Consider the following 17,125-nt stretch of genomic DNA (forward strand, 5'->3'; position numbering starts at 1 on the left):
AAGGAGAGACGTTGTCATGAATATGCAGACGACAAGTCGCCTGACGGCTGCCGAGACCGCACTGGTCGAAGCATTCGCGGCCCAGATCGGAGAATTTCCAGGGAATGGAGCCGTCATCGGCACCCGTGACCGGTTGTTGGATGATCTCAAGAAGGGCGGTCTTCCCACCCGCCGGATTGAGTCCTGGCACTATACCGACCTCAAGAGCCTGCTGCGTCAGGTCCCCGACGTTACGCCTGTGGCAGCGGTCGATCCTATCACGGCATTGGTCGACGGCTCGAAGATTTTCTCGGTCGTGCAGGGGGTTGCGGATCCGAAGGCATCTGCGGACGGCATCGAAGTCGCCGTCTACAAGAATAAACTTACCGATGGCTCGGCTGTCGCGGATCTGGCCGCACTCGGAAATGACGATGCGATCGGTCGGATCAACGGCAGCTTCGTGCGGGACGGTTTTGCTCTTACGATTCCGGCAAATATTGAACTCGAGCAACCGCTTGAACTGCAGGTCCTGCACGCGGGCGGCCAGATTCACACGCGCTTCCCGGTTTCCTTCGGGGCCGCTTCCAAAGCGACGATCATCGAACGTCATCGGGCGGTGACGGAGGGCGCGGCTCTCGTCTCCTCGATCAGTGACATTCGGCTGGATGACGATGCGGAAGTCACCTGGATTATCGTGCAGCAGCAGGGCGCAGCAGATACCCATCTCGGCCAGATCCGCGTCAAACTGGGGCGGAAAGCCAAGCTCCGGCTTTTCGTGATCAATGCCGGCGGCAAACTCGTTCGCCAGGAGTTGCGGATCGACGTTGAGGGCGAGGGCGCCGAATTGACCTTGCGCGGCGTCAACCTTCTCGGTGGCGAGAGCCACACGGATGTTACGCTGATGCTCGGCCACAACGTGCCCCACACCAATTCGACCGAGACCATCCGCAACGTCGTGTTCGATCGGGCCAACGGTGTTTTCCAAGGGATGATCCGGGTTGCGCCGGATGCTCAGAAAACCGATGCCAAGATGGCCTGCAACACGTTGCTTCTCTCGGACGACGGCGGCTTCTCGGTAAAACCGGAGCTTGAAATCTTCGCTGACGACGTGATTTGCGGTCATGGCGCGACGGTTGCCGATATCGACAGCAACCATCTCTTTTACCTGATGGCGCGCGGCGTTCCGGAGAACAAGGCACGGGCCATGCTGGTCAACGCCTTCGTGGCGGAAATCGTCGAGGAATTCGAGGACGAAAAGCTGGTCGAGGCGCTGGAAAGCGTTATTTCGTCCTGGCTTGAAAGGCATGCCTGACATGGACCAGAGCAATCCGGCGGCAACTTATGATGTGGAAGCGATCCGGCGGGATTTTCCGATCCTGTCGACGATGGTCCATGGGAAGCCGCTGGTTTATCTGGATAGCGGCGCGTCAGCGCAGAAACCGCAGGTGGTGATCGACGCCATCAGCCACGCCTATTCCAGTGAATATGCAAACGTCCACCGCGGCCTGCACTACCTCTCGAACGCGGCGACGGAGGCCTATGAATCGGCTCGCGAAAAAGTGCGCCGCTTCCTGAATGCCGGCTCTGTCGACGAGATCGTCTTCACCAAGAATTCGACAGAGGCAATCAATACCGTCGCCTATGGCTGGGGTATGCCTGTCATCGGCGAAGGCGACGAGATCGTTCTGACGATCATGGAGCATCATTCCAATATCGTGCCTTGGCATTTCATCCGCGAACGGCAGGGCGCCAAATTGGTATGGGTGCCGGTGGATGACGAGGGTGCGTTTCATATCGAGGACTTTGAAAGATCGCTGACCGAGAAGACCAAGCTTGTCGCGATCACGCATATGTCGAATGCACTCGGCACGATCGTTCCCGTAAAGGAAGTCTGCCGTATCGCGCACGAGCGGGGTATTCCGGTCTTGATCGACGGCAGCCAGGGGGCGGTGCACATGCCGGTCGATGTTCGCGACATCGATTGCGACTGGTATGTGATGACCGGCCACAAGCTTTACGGTCCGTCGGGCATCGGCGTTCTTTACGGAAAGACGGACCGGCTGAAGGAGATGCGGCCATTCCAGGGCGGTGGGGAAATGATTTTCGAGGTGGCGGAGGATACCGTCACTTACAACGATCCGCCGCATCGTTTCGAAGCCGGCACTCCGCCGATCGTCCAGGCGATCGGACTTGGTTACGCCCTCGATTACATGGACAAGATCGGTCGTGCCTCCATCGCTCGGCATGAGGCGGATCTCGCCGCTTATGCGGCGGAGCGGCTGAGGTCGATCAATTCCTTGCGAATCATCGGAAATGCGCCCGGCAAGGGCAGCATCTTTTCGTTTGAGCTTGCCGGGATCCATGCGCATGACGTGTCCATGGTGATCGATCGCAAGGGGATTGCCGTGCGAGCCGGCACGCACTGCGCCATGCCGCTCTTGAAACGTTTTGGCGTCACCTCCACATGCCGGGCATCGTTCGGCATGTACAATACGCGTGCAGAGGTGGATGCCCTTGCCGATGCGCTGGATTATGCGCGTAACTTCTTTGCCTGAGGAATCGTTGTCATGGCTGTCGATGAAACGGAACTGAAATGGGACGCCCGGGAGGGGATCATCGAATCCTCCATTCCGGCAGAGGAGCTGGCGCGTCTCAGCGACGATATCATCGCTGCGCTGAAGACGGTTTATGACCCGGAGATCCCGGCTGATATCTTCGAACTGGGCCTCATCTACAAGATCGATATCGAAAACGATCGAATGGTGAAGATCGTCATGACGTTGACGGCGCCCGGATGCCCGGTGGCGGGGGAGATGCCCGGCTGGGTGGAAAACGCGGTCGGCGCTGTCGAGGGCGTTTCCGGGGTGGAGGTGGAAATGACGTTCGATCCGCCTTGGACGCCGGAACGGATGTCGGAGGAGGCTCAGGTCGCCGTCGGCTGGTATTGATCCGTTTACGACCGAACATTACATTGAACCGTGAAGCACCGGACCTTGAATCCGGCTGTGGAAGGAGAATAGGCCCATGGGCTTTGCTGTGATGACGATGACTGACGCCGCTGCCGCGCGCGTCAAACAGATTGTGGCCGGGTCCGGACCGGAAGCGCAGGGTGTGCGCGTCGGGATCAAGAAGGGCGGCTGCGCCGGCATGGAATATACCATCGATCTTGTCACGACCGCCAATCCCAAGGACGACCTCGTCGAGCATGATGGCGCCAAGGTTTGGGTCGAGCCTTCTGCGGTGCTTTATCTTCTTGGCACGCAAATGGATTTCGAAATCAGCAGAATCCGTTCGGGCTTCACCTTCGTAAATCCCAACCAGACATCGGCCTGCGGCTGCGGTGAGTCGGTCGAATTGAAGCCCGCCGACCTTGCCGCGCTTGCCAAGCAGCGTGAAGCCGAAACCCACGTTTAATTGCTATAAAATGCTGACGAGGAGAGGGGCCATTCGGCCCTTTCTTTTTTCGTCGGCTATTCGTGCCGTAACGCCTCTATCGGGTTAAGCTGGGCCGCACGGCGAGCCGGAAAATAGCCGAAGATCATGCCGATTGCTGCCGAGAAGGCAAAGGCCACAAAGATGATAGAGGGACTCGTTACGAAGGGCACGCCGAGAACGCTGACGACACCGTAAGCGAGCAGAAGGCCCATCAGAATGCCGGTCACGCCCCCAAAGATGGACAGCATCACCGCTTCGACCAGAAACTGCATCAAGACCTGATTTTCCAACGCCCCGATCGCCAGCCTGATGCCGATTTCGCGCGTGCGCTCCGTTACGGAGACCAGCATGATATTCATAATGCCGATCCCGCCCACCAGAAGGCTCACAGCAGCCACGGCTCCAAGGAGCCCCGTCAGAAGCATTGTAGTGCCGGTCATGGTGGAGGCGATCTGCGACATGTCATTGACCGAGAAATCGTCCTCCCGGCCGATGCCGATGCGTCGGCGTTCTCTCAGGAGGCTTTCCACATCCGATTGAACCCCGGAGGTGGAGACGCCGTCGTGGGCAGAGAGGACGATGCTGGAGATCGTGGTCGTGCCACCGATCCGCCGCTGGTGGAGCTTGAGCGGCATCAGCACCGTATCGTCCTGATCATCTCCCATGCCCGACTGTCCCTTGGCGGCAAGCAGTCCGACGACGGGGCAGGAGACGTTGCTGACCCTGATTGTCTGTCCGACCGGATCAGCCGATCCGAAGAGCTCTTTGCGCAAGGTCTCTCCTATGATGCAGGCGGCCTGCCCGCGCTCCTCCGCGGGCAGAAACTCGCGTCCGGATACCAGATCCCAGTCCTGCGCGATCAGGTAGTCGTTGGTAGTGCCGATTGCGCTGGTCGAATGGTTCTGGCCACCGGCCACAACGGTGGCGGTACCGCGGTTGATCGGCGCAACAGCTCTGAGGCCCGATACCTGATCCCTTATCGCCTCCACATCCTTGTCGTCGAAGCGTTTGGCCTCGGTGCTGGCGCGGCCCGGCCCCCATTGGCCGGGCCGCACGAACAGCGTGTTGGTGCCAAGTCGCTGGAGCTCGGTTTTTACCTGGGCCGTGGTGCCATTGCCGATCGTGACCATGGCGATGACGGCCGCAACGCCAATAACGACACCGAGTACAGTCAGGAATGAGCGCAATATATTCCTGCTGATGGCGCGCCAGGCAAGTTTTGCCGTCTCAATGAACAATTTCCGCCTCCTTTCGACCAACCTCATCCGAGGTGAGGCGGCCGTCGACGAAGCGCAGAAGACGTCGGCCATAAGCTGCTATGTCTTCCTCGTGCGTCACCATGATCACGGTAATGCCCCGCTCGTTGTTGAGGCGGGTGATCAGGTGCATGATCTCGGTACTGGTTCTGGTATCGAGGTTACCGGTCGGCTCGTCGGCGAGCAGAACCGCCGGGTCGGTGACGATCGCCCTGGCAATCGCCACCCGCTGTTGCTGGCCGCCGGACAGTTCCTGTGTCGTGTGATTTTCCCGTCCCTTCAGTCCCACTTGCTCCAGTGCGGCCATGGCGCGCGTTCGGCGCTCGCGAGCGTCCATGCCGCGATAGGTCAACGGCAATTCCACATTCTCGACCGCGGACGTTCGCGCCAACAGATTGAAACCCTGGAATACGAAGCCAAGCATATGTCGGCGCAGCAGCGTCAATTGAGTGCGATCAAAACCGCTGGTTGGCATTCCTTGAAAAAGATATTCGCCCGAGGATGGTACGTCGAGCCCTCCGATGACGTTCATGCAGGTGGACTTGCCCGACCCCGACGGTCCCATGATCGATACGAATTCCCCCTGCGATATCAAAAGATCTACATGGTCGAGCGCGCGGATCGTCGCCTCGCCGCGGCCGTAGAACTTCGAAACCTGCCTGAACTCGATGAGAGGGGCCTGCATCGGATCGCCTCAACCGTTTCGCGCTGTCGCGGAGGTAATCACCAGATCGCCCTCCTTCAGATCGCCCGATTGCAGAACCGTGAACCGACCGTCGGATGATCCCGTCTGAACGCTCAATCGCTGTGGTTGGCCGTTCCGCAGCACCCAGATGCTGCGCGCGGATTTGTCGGCGCTGTCGCTGCCGGAGGCTCGGCTGCCGCCAGGGGGGCGTGGGGGCCGGAAGAGTCGCGTAAGTATGCTGCCGCTGGACCGAGAGACGGCCGGCGGCGAGTAGCGAAGTGCGGCGTTTGGAATAAGAAGGGCATCCTTGACCGACTCGACATTGATGTCCGCCGTTGCCGTCATGCCCGGCCTCAGGAGGAGTTCCTGGTTGTCGACCGTCAGGATCGCCTTGTAGGTGACGATATTCGACACGGTTTCCGACGCGAACCGCACGGTCTCTATTTTCGCTGGAAAGGTTCGATCCGGATAGGCATCCACCGAGAAGACGGCGCCCTGACTTTCCCTCACCTGGCCGACATCCGCCTCATCGACGGCGACCTGCAGTTCCATCTGCCGGAGATCCCCGGCGAGGGTGAACAGGACCGGGGCATTGAGCGAAGAAGCGACGGTCTGGCCGGGATCGACATCGCGCGTCAGCACGATACCATCGATAGGCGACACGATTGTCAGCTTGGAGAGGTTTACTTCCGCCAGGCGCAATGCGGCTTCAGCCGACTGTACTGCAGCGTCATTGATGGCTTTGGTGGCCAGAGCGGATTCGTAGGTATATCTCGCGGCATCCAGCTCCTGCTGGCTGGAAACACGATTGCTGACGAGCCCGCTCAGGCGGTCAAGGCTCGTTTTGGCTGAAGCGGCTTCTGCTTCGGCCTTCAGGACATTGGCTCTTGCCGACGCCAGTTGAGCCCGCGCGCTCTGGACATCGGCTTCCTGTTTGTTCGTATCAAGTTCTGCGAGCACTTCGCCCGCTTTGACGGCGCTGTTGTAGGTGACGTTGACCTTGCGGACCGTGCCCGACAGCTCACTGGATATATCGACCTGCTCGGTCGGTTGGACCGATCCGGTGGCCGTGACGATGACCGAAAGGTCGCCGCGCTCCACCGGCACCGTGCTGTAGGTATATTGCGGGCCGCTACTGCCGAGATAGGTGTATGCTGCAGCCGCTGCTGCCAGAAGGACGACGAGCAGGATCGGCCAGAAGAACTGACGGCGCTTCCTGCCGGATCTTGAAGTCGTGAGAATTTCGGCGAGGTCGGCTGTGCCGGTGGTCCTCTCTGCTGGTTCCAACGTCTTTTGCACGTTCAAGGTCGTGTCCTTAGTGGGGGAGCCGGATCCGCTCGCGATCCTACCTGTTTCCGTATCATGGCACCGGGTATCCGGTTGATGCACAGCTGTCGTACAAATCTCCATGCTTCCGATGACATGAAACGCGTCGAGGATGAACTTAAATATCGGTAAGGTAGTTCGACCTTGATCCGCATCAGCCTGCGGCTGTTTTTTTCCGATGCATCGATATCTCTGCTCGCACGTTGTACGGCCGCAGAGAAGGAGATCACCAATGGTTGATGCTGCGAGAATCAAGGAACATGCAGAAGTCATCGGCGCAGACGGCGTCCATGTCGGGACCGTCGATGGAGTCGAGGGCAGCCGGATCAAGCTCACCAGGAAAGACAGTGGTGAAGGAGGGCATAGAGGCCATCATCATTTCATTCCACTCGATCTTGTTGCCGATATCGAAGGAAACACGGTGCGGCTTTCAGCCAATAGCGATGTGGCCGTCTCCTTTGAAGAGGAAGAAGGCGGCGGATCGGTTCATTGAGAACGAGATGCCGGCGCCCATGGGCGCCGGCTCAAACTGTGGAGATGGGCCTGTTCTATTGCGTGGAACTTGGTACGCCAAAACGCTCTGGCATGAATGCCGTTTCCGAGGGCGGGCCGCTGAGGCGATCGGTTTTGGCCGTTACGGATGGCCCAGCCGAATGCAACAGAAGCACAGCTAGCAAAGCCCCGACGATGGCTGATCCCAAGGCGATGAGAATGTTTCGGGCGTTCATGGCGATACCCTCCTTTTATATTTCAACATCCTAAATCACGAAATGTTCCGCGAGGGAGTGCAGCCTAGAGCGTAGCGTGTTCGAGAGCAGCCACGCTTCCTGCGTGCACCTCTAGACGCCAACTGCATCAATCATATGTCGAGGCGGTGAGGGGATTGAGCCGCCTGGAGTGACGCGGCATTGGACGCGAGAAGATGCGGGATAGTCAATTTTGGGCTGAGAGTTCCGCTGGCGAAGCCATGATCTCACCGCCGCCAAGACCTTGATCCGCATATTTGAACACCAGGATACTGAGTACCGAGGCAACCATCACAATGAAGATAATTCGCATAGGAGCTCCTTCGGCCGCATCAACGTGATGAATGACGAAGAAGTTCCATCGCTCCCGTCTGTAGAAAGGCCCGGGCGAGGGCGGCGTGCCTGGAAACGGACAAGCAACGCGCGAGGTTAAGCTGAAAGAAGATCGAGGGTGGGAGTCTTATGTCCGCAGTTGCGCATATAAGAAAACCGTTTCGAGAATCGTCCGGGACAGAGTTTCAAGGTGTAGGTGGTGAGAGCGCAGGGATTCGAACCCTGGACCTACTGATTAAAAGTCAGTTGCTCTACCGACTGAGCTACGCTCTCCCACGGTACGCGAGACGCGCCCTTGAAAGTGCGCGGAACATATGCAGGCGACCTCTTGCGGTCAACCCGCAAAAACAGCAAAAATGCGGCTTGTTGACGCTTTTCCATGCCGGAGCGAAAAGGTGATTGGCATTTGCCGCTTTCAGACATTAGGTGAGGCGCATTAAGCGGGGTGATGCGCCCCCTGTTGGAGCCGCTGGTGTCGATTGCCGAAATTTCCCTCTTGAGCGCACTGATTGCCGGTGCGCTGTCGTTCCTTTCTCCTTGCGTGCTGCCGCTCGTGCCTCCGTATCTTTGTTATATGGCCGGTATTTCGGTGGATCAGTTCCGGGGCGGCGGTGCTGCGATTGCCGTGCAGTCGGGCGGTACGCGCAAGGCGGTGCTGATGGCGGCGCTGTTCTTCACGCTCGGCTTTGCGACCGTCTTCGTGGCGCTCGGTGCCGGCGCGTCCACCATCGGCGTCCTGCTTCGTCAGCATCTGGATCTCCTGTCGAAGATCGGCGGCCTGATCATCATCGTCATGGGGCTGAACTTCCTCGGCGTCTTCCGCATCGGCCTGCTCGCGCGCGAAGCGCGTTTCCAGGGCGGAGGGCAGCCCGCGACGCTGTCGGGCGCATATGTGATGGGCCTTGCTTTTGCCTTTGGTTGGACGCCCTGCATTGGTCCGGTGCTCGGCGCCATCCTGGGTGTGGCGGCGTCACGCGACACGGTCAGCGAAGGGGGAATGTTGCTCGCCATCTACTCGCTGGGCCTCGCCGTTCCCTTCTGGATCGCTGCCGGCTTTTCCGGCGCCTTCATGCGCTTCCTGACGCGCTTTCGCCGCCATCTCGGTCTGGTGGAGAAGGCCATGGGCGTGTTCCTGATCCTGACCGGCCTTGCCTTCATTTTCGGATTCGTCACTTCCGCCGCAATCTGGTTCCAGCAGACCTTTCCAATCCTTATGCAAATCGGCTAACCGAAAGCTTCCTCGAACCTTGGTCCGTACGGGCAGGCAAAAAATGGCCGATATCATTGCATTGCTATTGCCCTTTTTCGGGCTGATCTTCATCGGCTATCTTGCTGCGAAGGTAACCAAACAGCCCGCTGAAGCTCTTGGATGGATGAATACCTTCATCATCTATGCAGCTCTTCCGGCACTCTTTTTCAAGCTGGTGTCGCGCACGCCGGTGGAGCAACTGACCAGAGCCGACTTTATCTTCGGCGAGATTGCCGCGACCTATCTGGTCTTTCTTCTGCTTTTCCTGATCGGCTTCTTCATTCGCCGGAACTCCTTTGAAGACTGTACTATTCAAGCCTTTGCAGGCTCCTATGGCAATATCGGCTATATGGGGCCGGGTCTCGCTCTTCTGGCCTTTGGGGAAGCGGCGGCAGTGCCGGTTGCGCTGATTGTCTGTTTCGAAAATGGCGCTCATTTCGTCGTGGCCCCGGCCATGATGGCGGTCGCCGGCGAAGACAGGCGGCCGGTGGTGCAGGTCGTGCTGGAAATAGCCCGAAAGGTGATCCTCCACCCGTTCATCATCTCGACTGCATTTGGCTTTTGTTTTGCCGCTTTCGGCTTCAGGCCGCACGACTCCGTGCAGCGTCTGATCGACTACCTCGCTCAGGCGGCAGCGCCTTGCGCATTGTTTGCCATGGGAGTGACGCTGGCGTTGCGGCCGATAAAGCGGGTGCCGCTCGAAATCGGCTATATCGCAGTCGCTAAGCTGATTCTGCTGCCGATCACCACCTATACGGTTCTCTCGCTGATCGGCAATTTCGAGCCGGTCTGGATTTATTCCGCTACGCTGCTTTCGGCTCTGCCGACGGCCACCAACGTCTTCGTGATCAGTCAGCAATATGGAATTTGGCAGGAGCGGGCGTCAGCCAGCATCCTCATCATCACGGTCGCTTCCGTCCTGACGCTTCCCGTCCTGCTTTATCTCATCCATTCCGGTGCGTTACCGCCGGATCTCGTTCCGTAAGGCATCGACCACGGCGCGGAAACCGCGGCCCGGTTCGATGCCTTCGCGCATCAGGAGATTTCGCAATGGCGGCGCGCCGCCGAGAATATGAAGGCCCGCCGCGCGCAGCATCTGAACCGGCAAGAAATCCGATAGCAGCGAGCGGTTCAGGATATCGACGCCAAACGTGCGGCTCATCACATCGGGCCGCCGGCGACGGTTGAACTGGTCGCCTGCATCGGCGGCGATTGGACGGTCGCCCGTCGCTGCAAGCAACTCCGTGAGCGCTATCACATCGCGAAGCGACAGATTGAGGCCCTGCGCCCCGATGGGCGGGAAAGCGTGCGCCGCCTCACCAATCAGCGCCAGGCGCCCCTTGCCGAAACGGTCCGCCATCAGGCTGGAGAGCGGCCAGATCTGCGGTGTACCTTCCACGGCCACCTTGCCGAGGATGGATTGCATCCGATCTTCGACCCGGCGGGAGAGTTGGTCCGACGGCAGTTCGATGAGGCGCTGGGCTTCCTCCGGCTTGACGACCCAGACGAGGCTGGATCGAAGCCCGGGGAGCGGCACTTGGGTAAAGGGGCCGGTCTCGGTGTGGAATTCCGTCGAGACATTGCTGTGGGGGAGGGTATGAGAAAAATTCAGCACCAGCGCCGATTGGGGATAGGACCAGGTCCGTGTGCCGATGCCTGCGGCATCCCGGGTCTTGGATTTGCGTCCGTCGGCTCCAACGACGAAATCCGTGGTGATCGTCGATCCGCCGGCAAGCGTTATCGCGACACGTTCTGCCGAATAATCCAGGGTTTCGACGCTCTGTTCTATCTTCGTGATGTTCGGTTCGGCGGCGACGGCGGCGTCCAGCGTCAGGGTCAGCGCATTGTTCGGTATGTTGTAACCAAAGGCATAAAGGCCAACGTCCAAGGCGCGAAATTGCGCCGTTGGCGCCCGCAGCAGCCGCTTCGTGGCGTCGAGGATCTGCATCACGGAAAGGGGGGCGGCCGAAGGCGCAATATTCTCCCAAACGCCAAGCCGCTCCAGGAAACGAATTGATTGGTCCATCAGTGCCGTGGTGCGTTCATCGCTCTTTTCCAAGGCAGGGGCGATGAAGGCCAGTTTGCGGCCCGAGCGTGCCAAGGCCAACGCCGCAACCGAGCCCGCGAGACCTCCCCCCACCACCGCGATTTCGAAATGCTGCATGTGCGTCATCCTGCTTTGCGAATGTCCATCGGATATCTAGAGCCTCAGCATCCGCATATCCATGGGGCACGACGGCGCAGCAACAGAAAAAGCAATGGTTTAAGGAGGTGGAAGATGCCAAGTTGGTTGCAAAGCGTGCCAATTCGCCGCATATCTGCCGAACCAAGGCAATGCGGGACTTACGTGTGATCAGGCGAATATTCAACTACAGGAAAGTTCCCTATGCGGAGATTCGCGCCTTTTCGGTTCATTTGCTGACTGCGTCAGGTTCCTTTCTTGCATTTCTTGGCGTCGTTGCCGCAGCCGAACATCGCTTCGTCGATATGTTCTGGTGGTTGGGCCTGGCGCTTCTCGTTGACGGTATCGACGGGCCGATCGCACGCAAGGTAAAGGTCAAGGAAGTTCTTCCGAACTGGTCCGGCGACACTTTGGACAACATCATCGACTACGTGACCTATGTCCTGTTGCCGGCCTTTGCGCTTTATCAGAGCGGCATGATCGGCGAACCCTGGTCGTTTTTCGCCGCCGGAGCCATCGTCGTATCCAGCGCGGTCTATTACGCGGACATGGGTATGAAGACGGATGAATATTTCTTTTCCGGCTTTCCCGTCGTCTGGAACATGGTGATCTTCACGCTCTTCGTCATCGACGCCAGCGCGATGACAGCACTGATCGTCGTGTCGGTCTCCGTCATCCTCACCTTCTTCCCGATCAACTTCCTTCATCCTGTCCGGGTGAAGCGTTTGAGATCGCTCAATCTCGCGGTCTGCCTGATCTGGTGCGCGCTTGGGGGGTATTCGCTTCTTCTGCATTTCAACTCGCCCGACTGGGTCATCTGGGGCGTGGTTCTCAGCGGTATCTACCTCTATTGCATTGGCGGTGTGCTGCAGCTTTTTCCAAACCTTGGAAAATGAGCTGGGGTTGCTTCAGCGCCGGCGGTTTCATGTTGTGCGAAGCAACAAAAACGGTATCAATATGATCGATCGGCGCGATGCCTTCAGATCGCGCCTGCTCTTTTAAAAACAAGGCGCTGCCATCGGTGAAAACGCCTCGCAGAAGGCGACCGGCAGCGAACAGGGGGTTCAGTGACGTTACCCGAAGGTCCGGCAGCAGTACCGCTTTTGTCGGTTCGAGGTTTGACCAAGCTTTTCGGCGGCTTTGCCGCCTGCAATGCGATCGATCTCGATATTGCGGCAGGTGAGATCCATGCGCTTCTGGGAGAGAATGGTGCCGGCAAATCGACGCTGGTGAAGATGCTTTTCGGCGTGCTCCAGCCCAGCGCCGGTCAGATCTTGTGGGAAGGCACACCGGTTACGATCAGCTCGCCCGGCGAGGCGAGGCGTCTCGGCGTCGGCATGGTCTTTCAGCACTTTTCATTGTTCGAGGCCCTGACGGTGGCGGAAAACATCGCCTTGTCGCTGGACCCGAAGATTTCCCTATCGAAGATCTCCGATGAAGCGGCTGCCCTTTCCAAGGCCTACGGCCTGCCGCTGGATCCCAAGGCGCATGTGGCGGATCTTTCCGTGGGCGAACGTCAACGGATCGAGATCGTTCGGGCGCTGCTGCAAAATCCCAAGCTGATCATTCTCGACGAACCGACGTCTGTGCTCACGCCGCAGGAGGCTGACCGTCTGTTCGAGACGCTCTCCAAGCTCAAGGCTGAGGGACGCTCGGTTCTTTATATCAGCCACCGGCTGGAGGAGGTCCGTCGGATCTGCGATCGCGCCACCGTTTTGCGCCACGGCAGAGTGACGGGCGCCTGCGATCCGAAACTGGAGACGCCCGCCTCGCTCGCCCGCATGATGGTTGGTTCGGACGTGGCGCAGGTCCATCGGGATAGCGCCGAAGCACTTGGGGATATCCGCATCGAGGTGACCGATCTCTCGGTACCGGCGCGGACGCCGTTTGCCGTATCGCTCAAGAACATTTCCTTAAAAGTCCGTGCCGGCGAAGTGCTTGCTATTGCTGGAGTGGCGGGTAACGGGCAGGGCGAGCTTTTCGATGCGCTGTCGGGAGAATATCCGGTCGCGGACGACGAAGCGATCCGTATTCGCGGTAAGGCGGTCGGCGGCATGGGCATCAACGGTCGCCGCCTGCTTGGCGCCGGCTTCGTGCCGGAAGAACGTCACGGACATGCGGCGGTTTCGGCGCTGCCGTTGTCGGATAATCTTCTGCTCGCCCGCAGCCAATCGGATAAACAGGCATTTCTTTCGGGCGGTGCCGTTTCGATCATCCGCCAGGATGCGATCCGTTCTGCCACACGCCGCATCTGTGAAGCGATGGATGTGAGAAAAAGCGGAGAGGATCCGCTGGCCGGTTCGCTCTCCGGCGGCAATCTGCAGAAATTCATCGTCGGACGGGAGCTTGACCGCCAGCCGGCGGTGCTGATCGTCAACCAGCCGACTTGGGGCGTCGATGCGGGCGCGGCTAGCCGCATCAGGCAGGCACTCATCGACCTCGCCAAAGCCGGTTCCGCGGTGGTGGTCATCAGCCAGGACCTGGACGAGATCTTCGAGGTTGCGACCAATATTGCCGTCATCTCGGAGGGCAAGCTTTCCGATCCTCATCCTGCAGGCACGCTGACGCTCGAGCGCATCGGCCTGATGATGGGCGGTATTCACGAAAGCCATTCAATCCCGGAGGCGGCGCATGCACATTGAACTCGAGAAGCGCGCTCGCGTCTCGACGCTGTTCTCCATTCTCTCGCCGCTGCTTGCATTGGCTCTGACGCTTGTCTTCGGCCTCGTTATGTTCTGGCTGCTCGGCAAGAGCCCGCTCGGCGCTCTCTACAGCTTCTTCGTCGAACCGCTGCTTGAAGTGTGGTCGCTGCATGAACTGGCGGTAAAGGCGGCACCCCTCATCCTCATCGCCGTAGGCCTGGCCATCTGTTACCGGTCCAACAATTGGAACATCGGTGCGGAAGGTCAATTCACCATTGGAGCCATTACCGGCTCAATCCTTCCGGTGATGAACCCCGAATGGCATTCGCCGTTGATCCTGCCCCTGATGCTGCTGATGGGCATGGCGGGTGGCGCATTCTATGCGGCGATCCCGGCGCTGTTGAAAACGCGGTTCAACACCAATGAGATCCTGACCAGTCTGATGCTGGTTTATATCGCGCAGCTTTATCTCGACTGGTTGACGCGCGGTCCGTGGCGCGACCCGCAGGGCTACAATTTCCCACAGACCAAAAGCTTCCAGATCGAAGCGGTCCTGCCGGAAGTTCTCTCATCTGGCCGCGCTCATTGGGGTTTCATCTTTGCACTGGTTGCAGCAGTCGCCTTGTGGTTCATGATGCGGTTCATGCTCAAGGGGTTTCAAGTCTCCGTTCTCGGACAATCGGAGCGGGCAGGGCGCTTCGCCGGCTTTTCAGCCCGCCGGATGGTGTGGTTCTCTATGCTGCTTTCCGGAGCGCTGGCGGGGCTTGCGGGGATTTCGGAAGTCTCCGGCTCGATCGGCCACCTGCAGCCGTCGATCTCTCCGGGCTACGGCTTTACCGCCATCATCGTCGCCTTCCTGGGCAGACTTAACCCGCTCGGGATCGTCGCGTCAGGCCTGGTCCTGGCGTTGACCTATTTGGGCGGGGAAGCGGCTCAGCTTTCTATTGGAATTTCCGACAAAGTGAGCCGTGTCTTCCAGGGGCTGCTGCTCTTCTTCGTGCTCTCCTGCGATACACTGATCCATTACAAGATCCGCCTGGTTCTTGCCGGAGCAAAAGCTGGCGAGGCAAGAAGCTGATGTTCGAGGCCATCCTTCTCACTGTCATCACCGCGTCGACGCCGCTCGTTATTGCCGCACTCGGGGAACTGGTCACGGAACGCGCCGGCGTTCTCAATCTGGGCGTCGAAGGCATGATGATCATGGGAGCGGTCTGTGCCTTTGCCGTAACGCAGATGAGCGGCTCGCCCTATGTCGGCCTTTTCGCCGGCATTTTAGGCGGAGGGATTTTCTCGCTCCTATTCGGCTTCCTGACGCTCACCCTCGTCGCAAATCAGGTGGCGACCGGTCTTGCGTTGACCATACTGGGGCTCGGCCTGTCCGGGCAGCTCGGCGAGGCCTTCGTCGGTCAACCCGGCATCAAATTGCAGCCGATTGTCTTTCCGCTGCTTTCGGATATCCCGTTTTTCGGCCGAGTTCTGTTCAGTCAGGACCTGACGTTCTACCTCTCGACAGGCTTGGTGATCGGCATCAATTGGTTCCTATTCAAAAGCCGCACCGGCCTCAAAATGCGGGCGATCGGAGATAACCACGTCTCGGCCCATGCACTGGGCATCAATGTCATCCGAACCCGGTATCTGGCTGTCATGTTTGGGGGTGCATGTGCCGGGCTCGCGGGCGCGCAGCTTTCACTTGTCTACACGCCGCAATGGGTGGAGAACATGTCGGCCGGGCGGGGCTGGATCGCGCTGGCACTTGTGGTCTTCGCCTCCTGGCGCCCCTGGCGCGTGCTTGCAGGTGGCTACCTCTTCGGCGCGGTCACGATCGGCCAGCTGCATGCCCAGGCCTTCGGCATCGGCATCCCGTCGCAATTCCTGTCCGCGCTTCCTTACGCGGCTACTATTGTCGTGCTGATCATCATCTCGCATAATCGTCGCACGACGCTCATCAATACGCCGGCATCGTTGGGGAAACCCTTTGTCCCCGACCGGTGACCGCGGTGGAACAACATCCGTCTTTAAGCCAATAGAGGTTAGGAAATGAAGAAACTGATTATCGCCCTTGCCGCTTCGGCCGCCCTTCTCGGCGGCTTTTCGACCGGCGCTCAGGCCCAGGAGAAGAAAAAGGTCTGTTTCATTTACGTCGGCTCGCGCACGGACGGCGGCTGGACCCAGGCCCATGACCTCGGTCGCCAGCAACTGGACAAAGCGCTCGGCGCCAAGGTCGAGACTCCGTTCCTCGAAAATGTTCCGGAAGGTCCGGATGCCGAGCGCGCCATCGAGCGTATGGCGCGGTCCGGTTGCTCGCTTGTCTTCACGACCTCCTTTGGCTTCATGGATGCGACCGTCAAGGTCGCTGCGAAATTTCCCGATGTGAAATTCGAGCATGCGACCGGCTTCAAGGCTGCGGCGAACCTCGCGACCTACAATTCGCGCTTCTACGAAGGCCGTTACATCCAGGGCCAGATCGCCGCGAAAATGTCGAAGAAGGGGCTGGCCGGCTATATTGCCTCCTTCCCGATCCCAGAAGTGGTTATGGGCATCAATGCCTTCGAACTCGGTGCGAAGTCCGTCAATCCGAACTTCAAGCTGAAGGTCGTCTGGGCCAATACCTGGTTCGATCCAGGCAAGGAAGCCGATGCCGCCAAGGCGCTCATCGATCAAGGCGTCGATATTCTGACCCAGCACACCGACACGACGGCTCCGATGCAGGTTGCCGCCGAACGCGGTATCCTGGCTTTCGGACAGGCCTCCGACATGATCGCGGCAGGCCCGAAGACGCAGCTGACCGCGATCGTCGACACCTGGGGCGCTTATTACATCAAACGCACGCAGGCGCTGCTCGACGGCACGTGGAAGTCCGAGCAGATCTGGGACGGTCTTAAGGACGGCATCCTGACGATGGCGCCCTACACTAACATGCCGGACGACGTGAAGGCGATGGCAGAAGAGACCGAAGCCAAGATCAAGTCGGGCGAATTGCATCCGTTCACCGGGCCGATCAACAAGCAGGATGGTTCTCCTTGGCTCAAGGCGGGCGAAAAGGCTGACGACGGCACGTTGCTCGGTATGAACTTCTATGTCGAGGGCGTCGACGACAAGCTGCCGAAGTAACGAGATCAGTGGACGCAGCAGCGACCACGCATCATCTCGAACGGCGAGTGCCTGCAGATCAGCAGGCGCAAAGTTTGGTATAGCAAAAAAAGCAACGGTGTTAGGTGTCAATCGCGTTAGCGTGGTGTTCCCGCATTCTTGCGTTGAGGATGATGATCATCTTTCGCATGACGGCGACGAG

Annotated in this window: 17 protein-coding genes and 1 tRNA gene; 12 read left to right on the plus strand and 6 right to left on the minus strand. The window is 59.1% G+C overall.

The genetic code is table 11. The annotated features are described in order from the left end of the window. The first annotated feature begins 16 nt into the window (after positions 1-16). From sufD to sufA, 4 genes are all read left to right on the plus strand, one after another. A complete protein-coding gene (gene sufD / locus EDE09_RS22645) occupies positions 17-1,291 on the plus strand; it encodes a Fe-S cluster assembly protein SufD (RefSeq protein WP_112803233.1) in 1,275 nt (424 codons plus the stop codon). Position 1,292: 1 nt separating this feature from the next. Continuing rightward, positions 1,293-2,534, plus strand: coding sequence for a cysteine desulfurase (locus tag EDE09_RS22650; protein WP_112803235.1), 1,242 nt, complete (start codon positions 1,293-1,295; stop codon positions 2,532-2,534). 12 nt (positions 2,535-2,546) lie between these two features. Further along, entirely contained in the window at positions 2,547-2,927 is a 381-nt protein-coding gene (locus EDE09_RS22655) for an SUF system Fe-S cluster assembly protein (protein WP_105369975.1), read from the plus strand. Between the two features lie 76 nt (positions 2,928-3,003). Then, positions 3,004-3,393 (plus strand): Fe-S cluster assembly scaffold SufA, encoded by a 390-nt coding sequence (gene sufA / locus EDE09_RS22660; protein ID WP_112803237.1) that lies wholly within the window; start codon positions 3,004-3,006, stop codon positions 3,391-3,393. 56 nt (positions 3,394-3,449) lie between these two features. Here sufA and EDE09_RS22665 read toward each other — a convergent pair whose 3' ends face one another. The 3 genes from EDE09_RS22665 to EDE09_RS22675 are packed head-to-tail and all read right to left on the minus strand — an operon-like array spanning position 3,450 to position 6,654. Next, positions 3,450-4,652, minus strand: a complete 1,203-nt coding sequence (locus EDE09_RS22665) for an ABC transporter permease (RefSeq protein WP_112803239.1) — start codon at positions 4,650-4,652, stop codon at positions 3,450-3,452. After that, complete coding sequence (locus EDE09_RS22670) at positions 4,642-5,355, minus strand: ABC transporter ATP-binding protein (protein WP_105369972.1); 714 nt, start codon at positions 5,353-5,355, stop codon at positions 4,642-4,644. The genes EDE09_RS22665 and EDE09_RS22670 overlap by 11 nt, the downstream gene beginning before the upstream one ends. A gap of 9 nt (positions 5,356-5,364) precedes the next feature. Further along, positions 5,365-6,654: an efflux RND transporter periplasmic adaptor subunit gene (locus EDE09_RS22675; RefSeq protein ID WP_245505223.1), complete on the minus strand. Its 1,290-nt coding sequence runs from the start codon at positions 6,652-6,654 to the stop codon at positions 5,365-5,367. Positions 6,655-6,913: 259 nt separating this feature from the next. Here EDE09_RS22675 and EDE09_RS22680 point away from each other — a divergent pair, with 259 nt between their 5' ends. Continuing rightward, a complete protein-coding gene (locus EDE09_RS22680; protein ID WP_112803242.1) occupies positions 6,914-7,174 on the plus strand; it encodes a DUF2171 domain-containing protein in 261 nt (86 codons plus the stop codon). A 440-nt stretch (positions 7,175-7,614) separates the two neighbouring features. On the opposite strand, the gene EDE09_RS28875 is transcribed toward EDE09_RS22680, so the two are convergent. After that, on the minus strand, positions 7,615-7,740 hold the full coding sequence (locus tag EDE09_RS28875; RefSeq protein ID WP_280952501.1) for a hypothetical protein: 126 nt from the start codon (positions 7,738-7,740) through the stop codon (positions 7,615-7,617). Between the two features lie 217 nt (positions 7,741-7,957). Continuing rightward, positions 7,958-8,033: transfer RNA gene (locus EDE09_RS22685), tRNA-Lys, on the minus strand. A gap of 199 nt (positions 8,034-8,232) precedes the next feature. Between EDE09_RS22685 and EDE09_RS22690 the strand changes: the two genes are divergently transcribed. Next, positions 8,233-8,988, plus strand: a complete 756-nt coding sequence (locus EDE09_RS22690) for a cytochrome c biogenesis CcdA family protein (protein WP_112796672.1) — start codon at positions 8,233-8,235, stop codon at positions 8,986-8,988. Between the two features lie 43 nt (positions 8,989-9,031). After that, positions 9,032-9,994 (plus strand): AEC family transporter, encoded by a 963-nt coding sequence (locus tag EDE09_RS22695; protein ID WP_112796504.1) that lies wholly within the window; start codon positions 9,032-9,034, stop codon positions 9,992-9,994. Here EDE09_RS22695 and EDE09_RS22700 read toward each other — a convergent pair. Next, complete coding sequence (locus tag EDE09_RS22700) at positions 9,971-11,173, minus strand: UbiH/UbiF family hydroxylase (RefSeq protein WP_112796506.1); 1,203 nt, start codon at positions 11,171-11,173, stop codon at positions 9,971-9,973. The two genes, EDE09_RS22695 and EDE09_RS22700, sit on opposite strands and share 24 nt — an antisense overlap. A gap of 170 nt (positions 11,174-11,343) precedes the next feature. Between EDE09_RS22700 and pcsA the strand changes: the two genes are divergently transcribed. From pcsA to EDE09_RS22725, 5 genes are all read left to right on the plus strand, one after another. Further along, a complete protein-coding gene (gene pcsA / locus EDE09_RS22705) occupies positions 11,344-12,087 on the plus strand; it encodes a phosphatidylcholine synthase (protein ID WP_105375066.1) in 744 nt (247 codons plus the stop codon). Positions 12,088-12,258: 171 nt separating this feature from the next. Continuing rightward, positions 12,259-13,833: an ABC transporter ATP-binding protein gene (locus tag EDE09_RS22710; RefSeq protein ID WP_132413001.1), complete on the plus strand. Its 1,575-nt coding sequence runs from the start codon at positions 12,259-12,261 to the stop codon at positions 13,831-13,833. After that, positions 13,823-14,911, plus strand: coding sequence for an ABC transporter permease (locus EDE09_RS22715; RefSeq protein WP_112796510.1), 1,089 nt, complete (start codon positions 13,823-13,825; stop codon positions 14,909-14,911). Before EDE09_RS22710 ends, EDE09_RS22715 begins: the two co-directional genes overlap by 11 nt. Beyond that, positions 14,911-15,825, plus strand: coding sequence for an ABC transporter permease (locus EDE09_RS22720; protein WP_112796512.1), 915 nt, complete (start codon positions 14,911-14,913; stop codon positions 15,823-15,825). Before EDE09_RS22715 ends, EDE09_RS22720 begins: the two co-directional genes overlap by 1 nt. A gap of 45 nt (positions 15,826-15,870) precedes the next feature. Next, positions 15,871-16,944, plus strand: a complete 1,074-nt coding sequence (locus EDE09_RS22725; protein WP_112796516.1) for a BMP family ABC transporter substrate-binding protein — start codon at positions 15,871-15,873, stop codon at positions 16,942-16,944. Positions 16,945-17,125 lie beyond the last annotated feature (181 nt).

The organism is Neorhizobium sp. S3-V5DH, assembly GCF_004343065.1.
Taxonomy (GTDB): domain Bacteria; phylum Pseudomonadota; class Alphaproteobacteria; order Rhizobiales; family Rhizobiaceae; genus Neorhizobium; species Neorhizobium huautlense.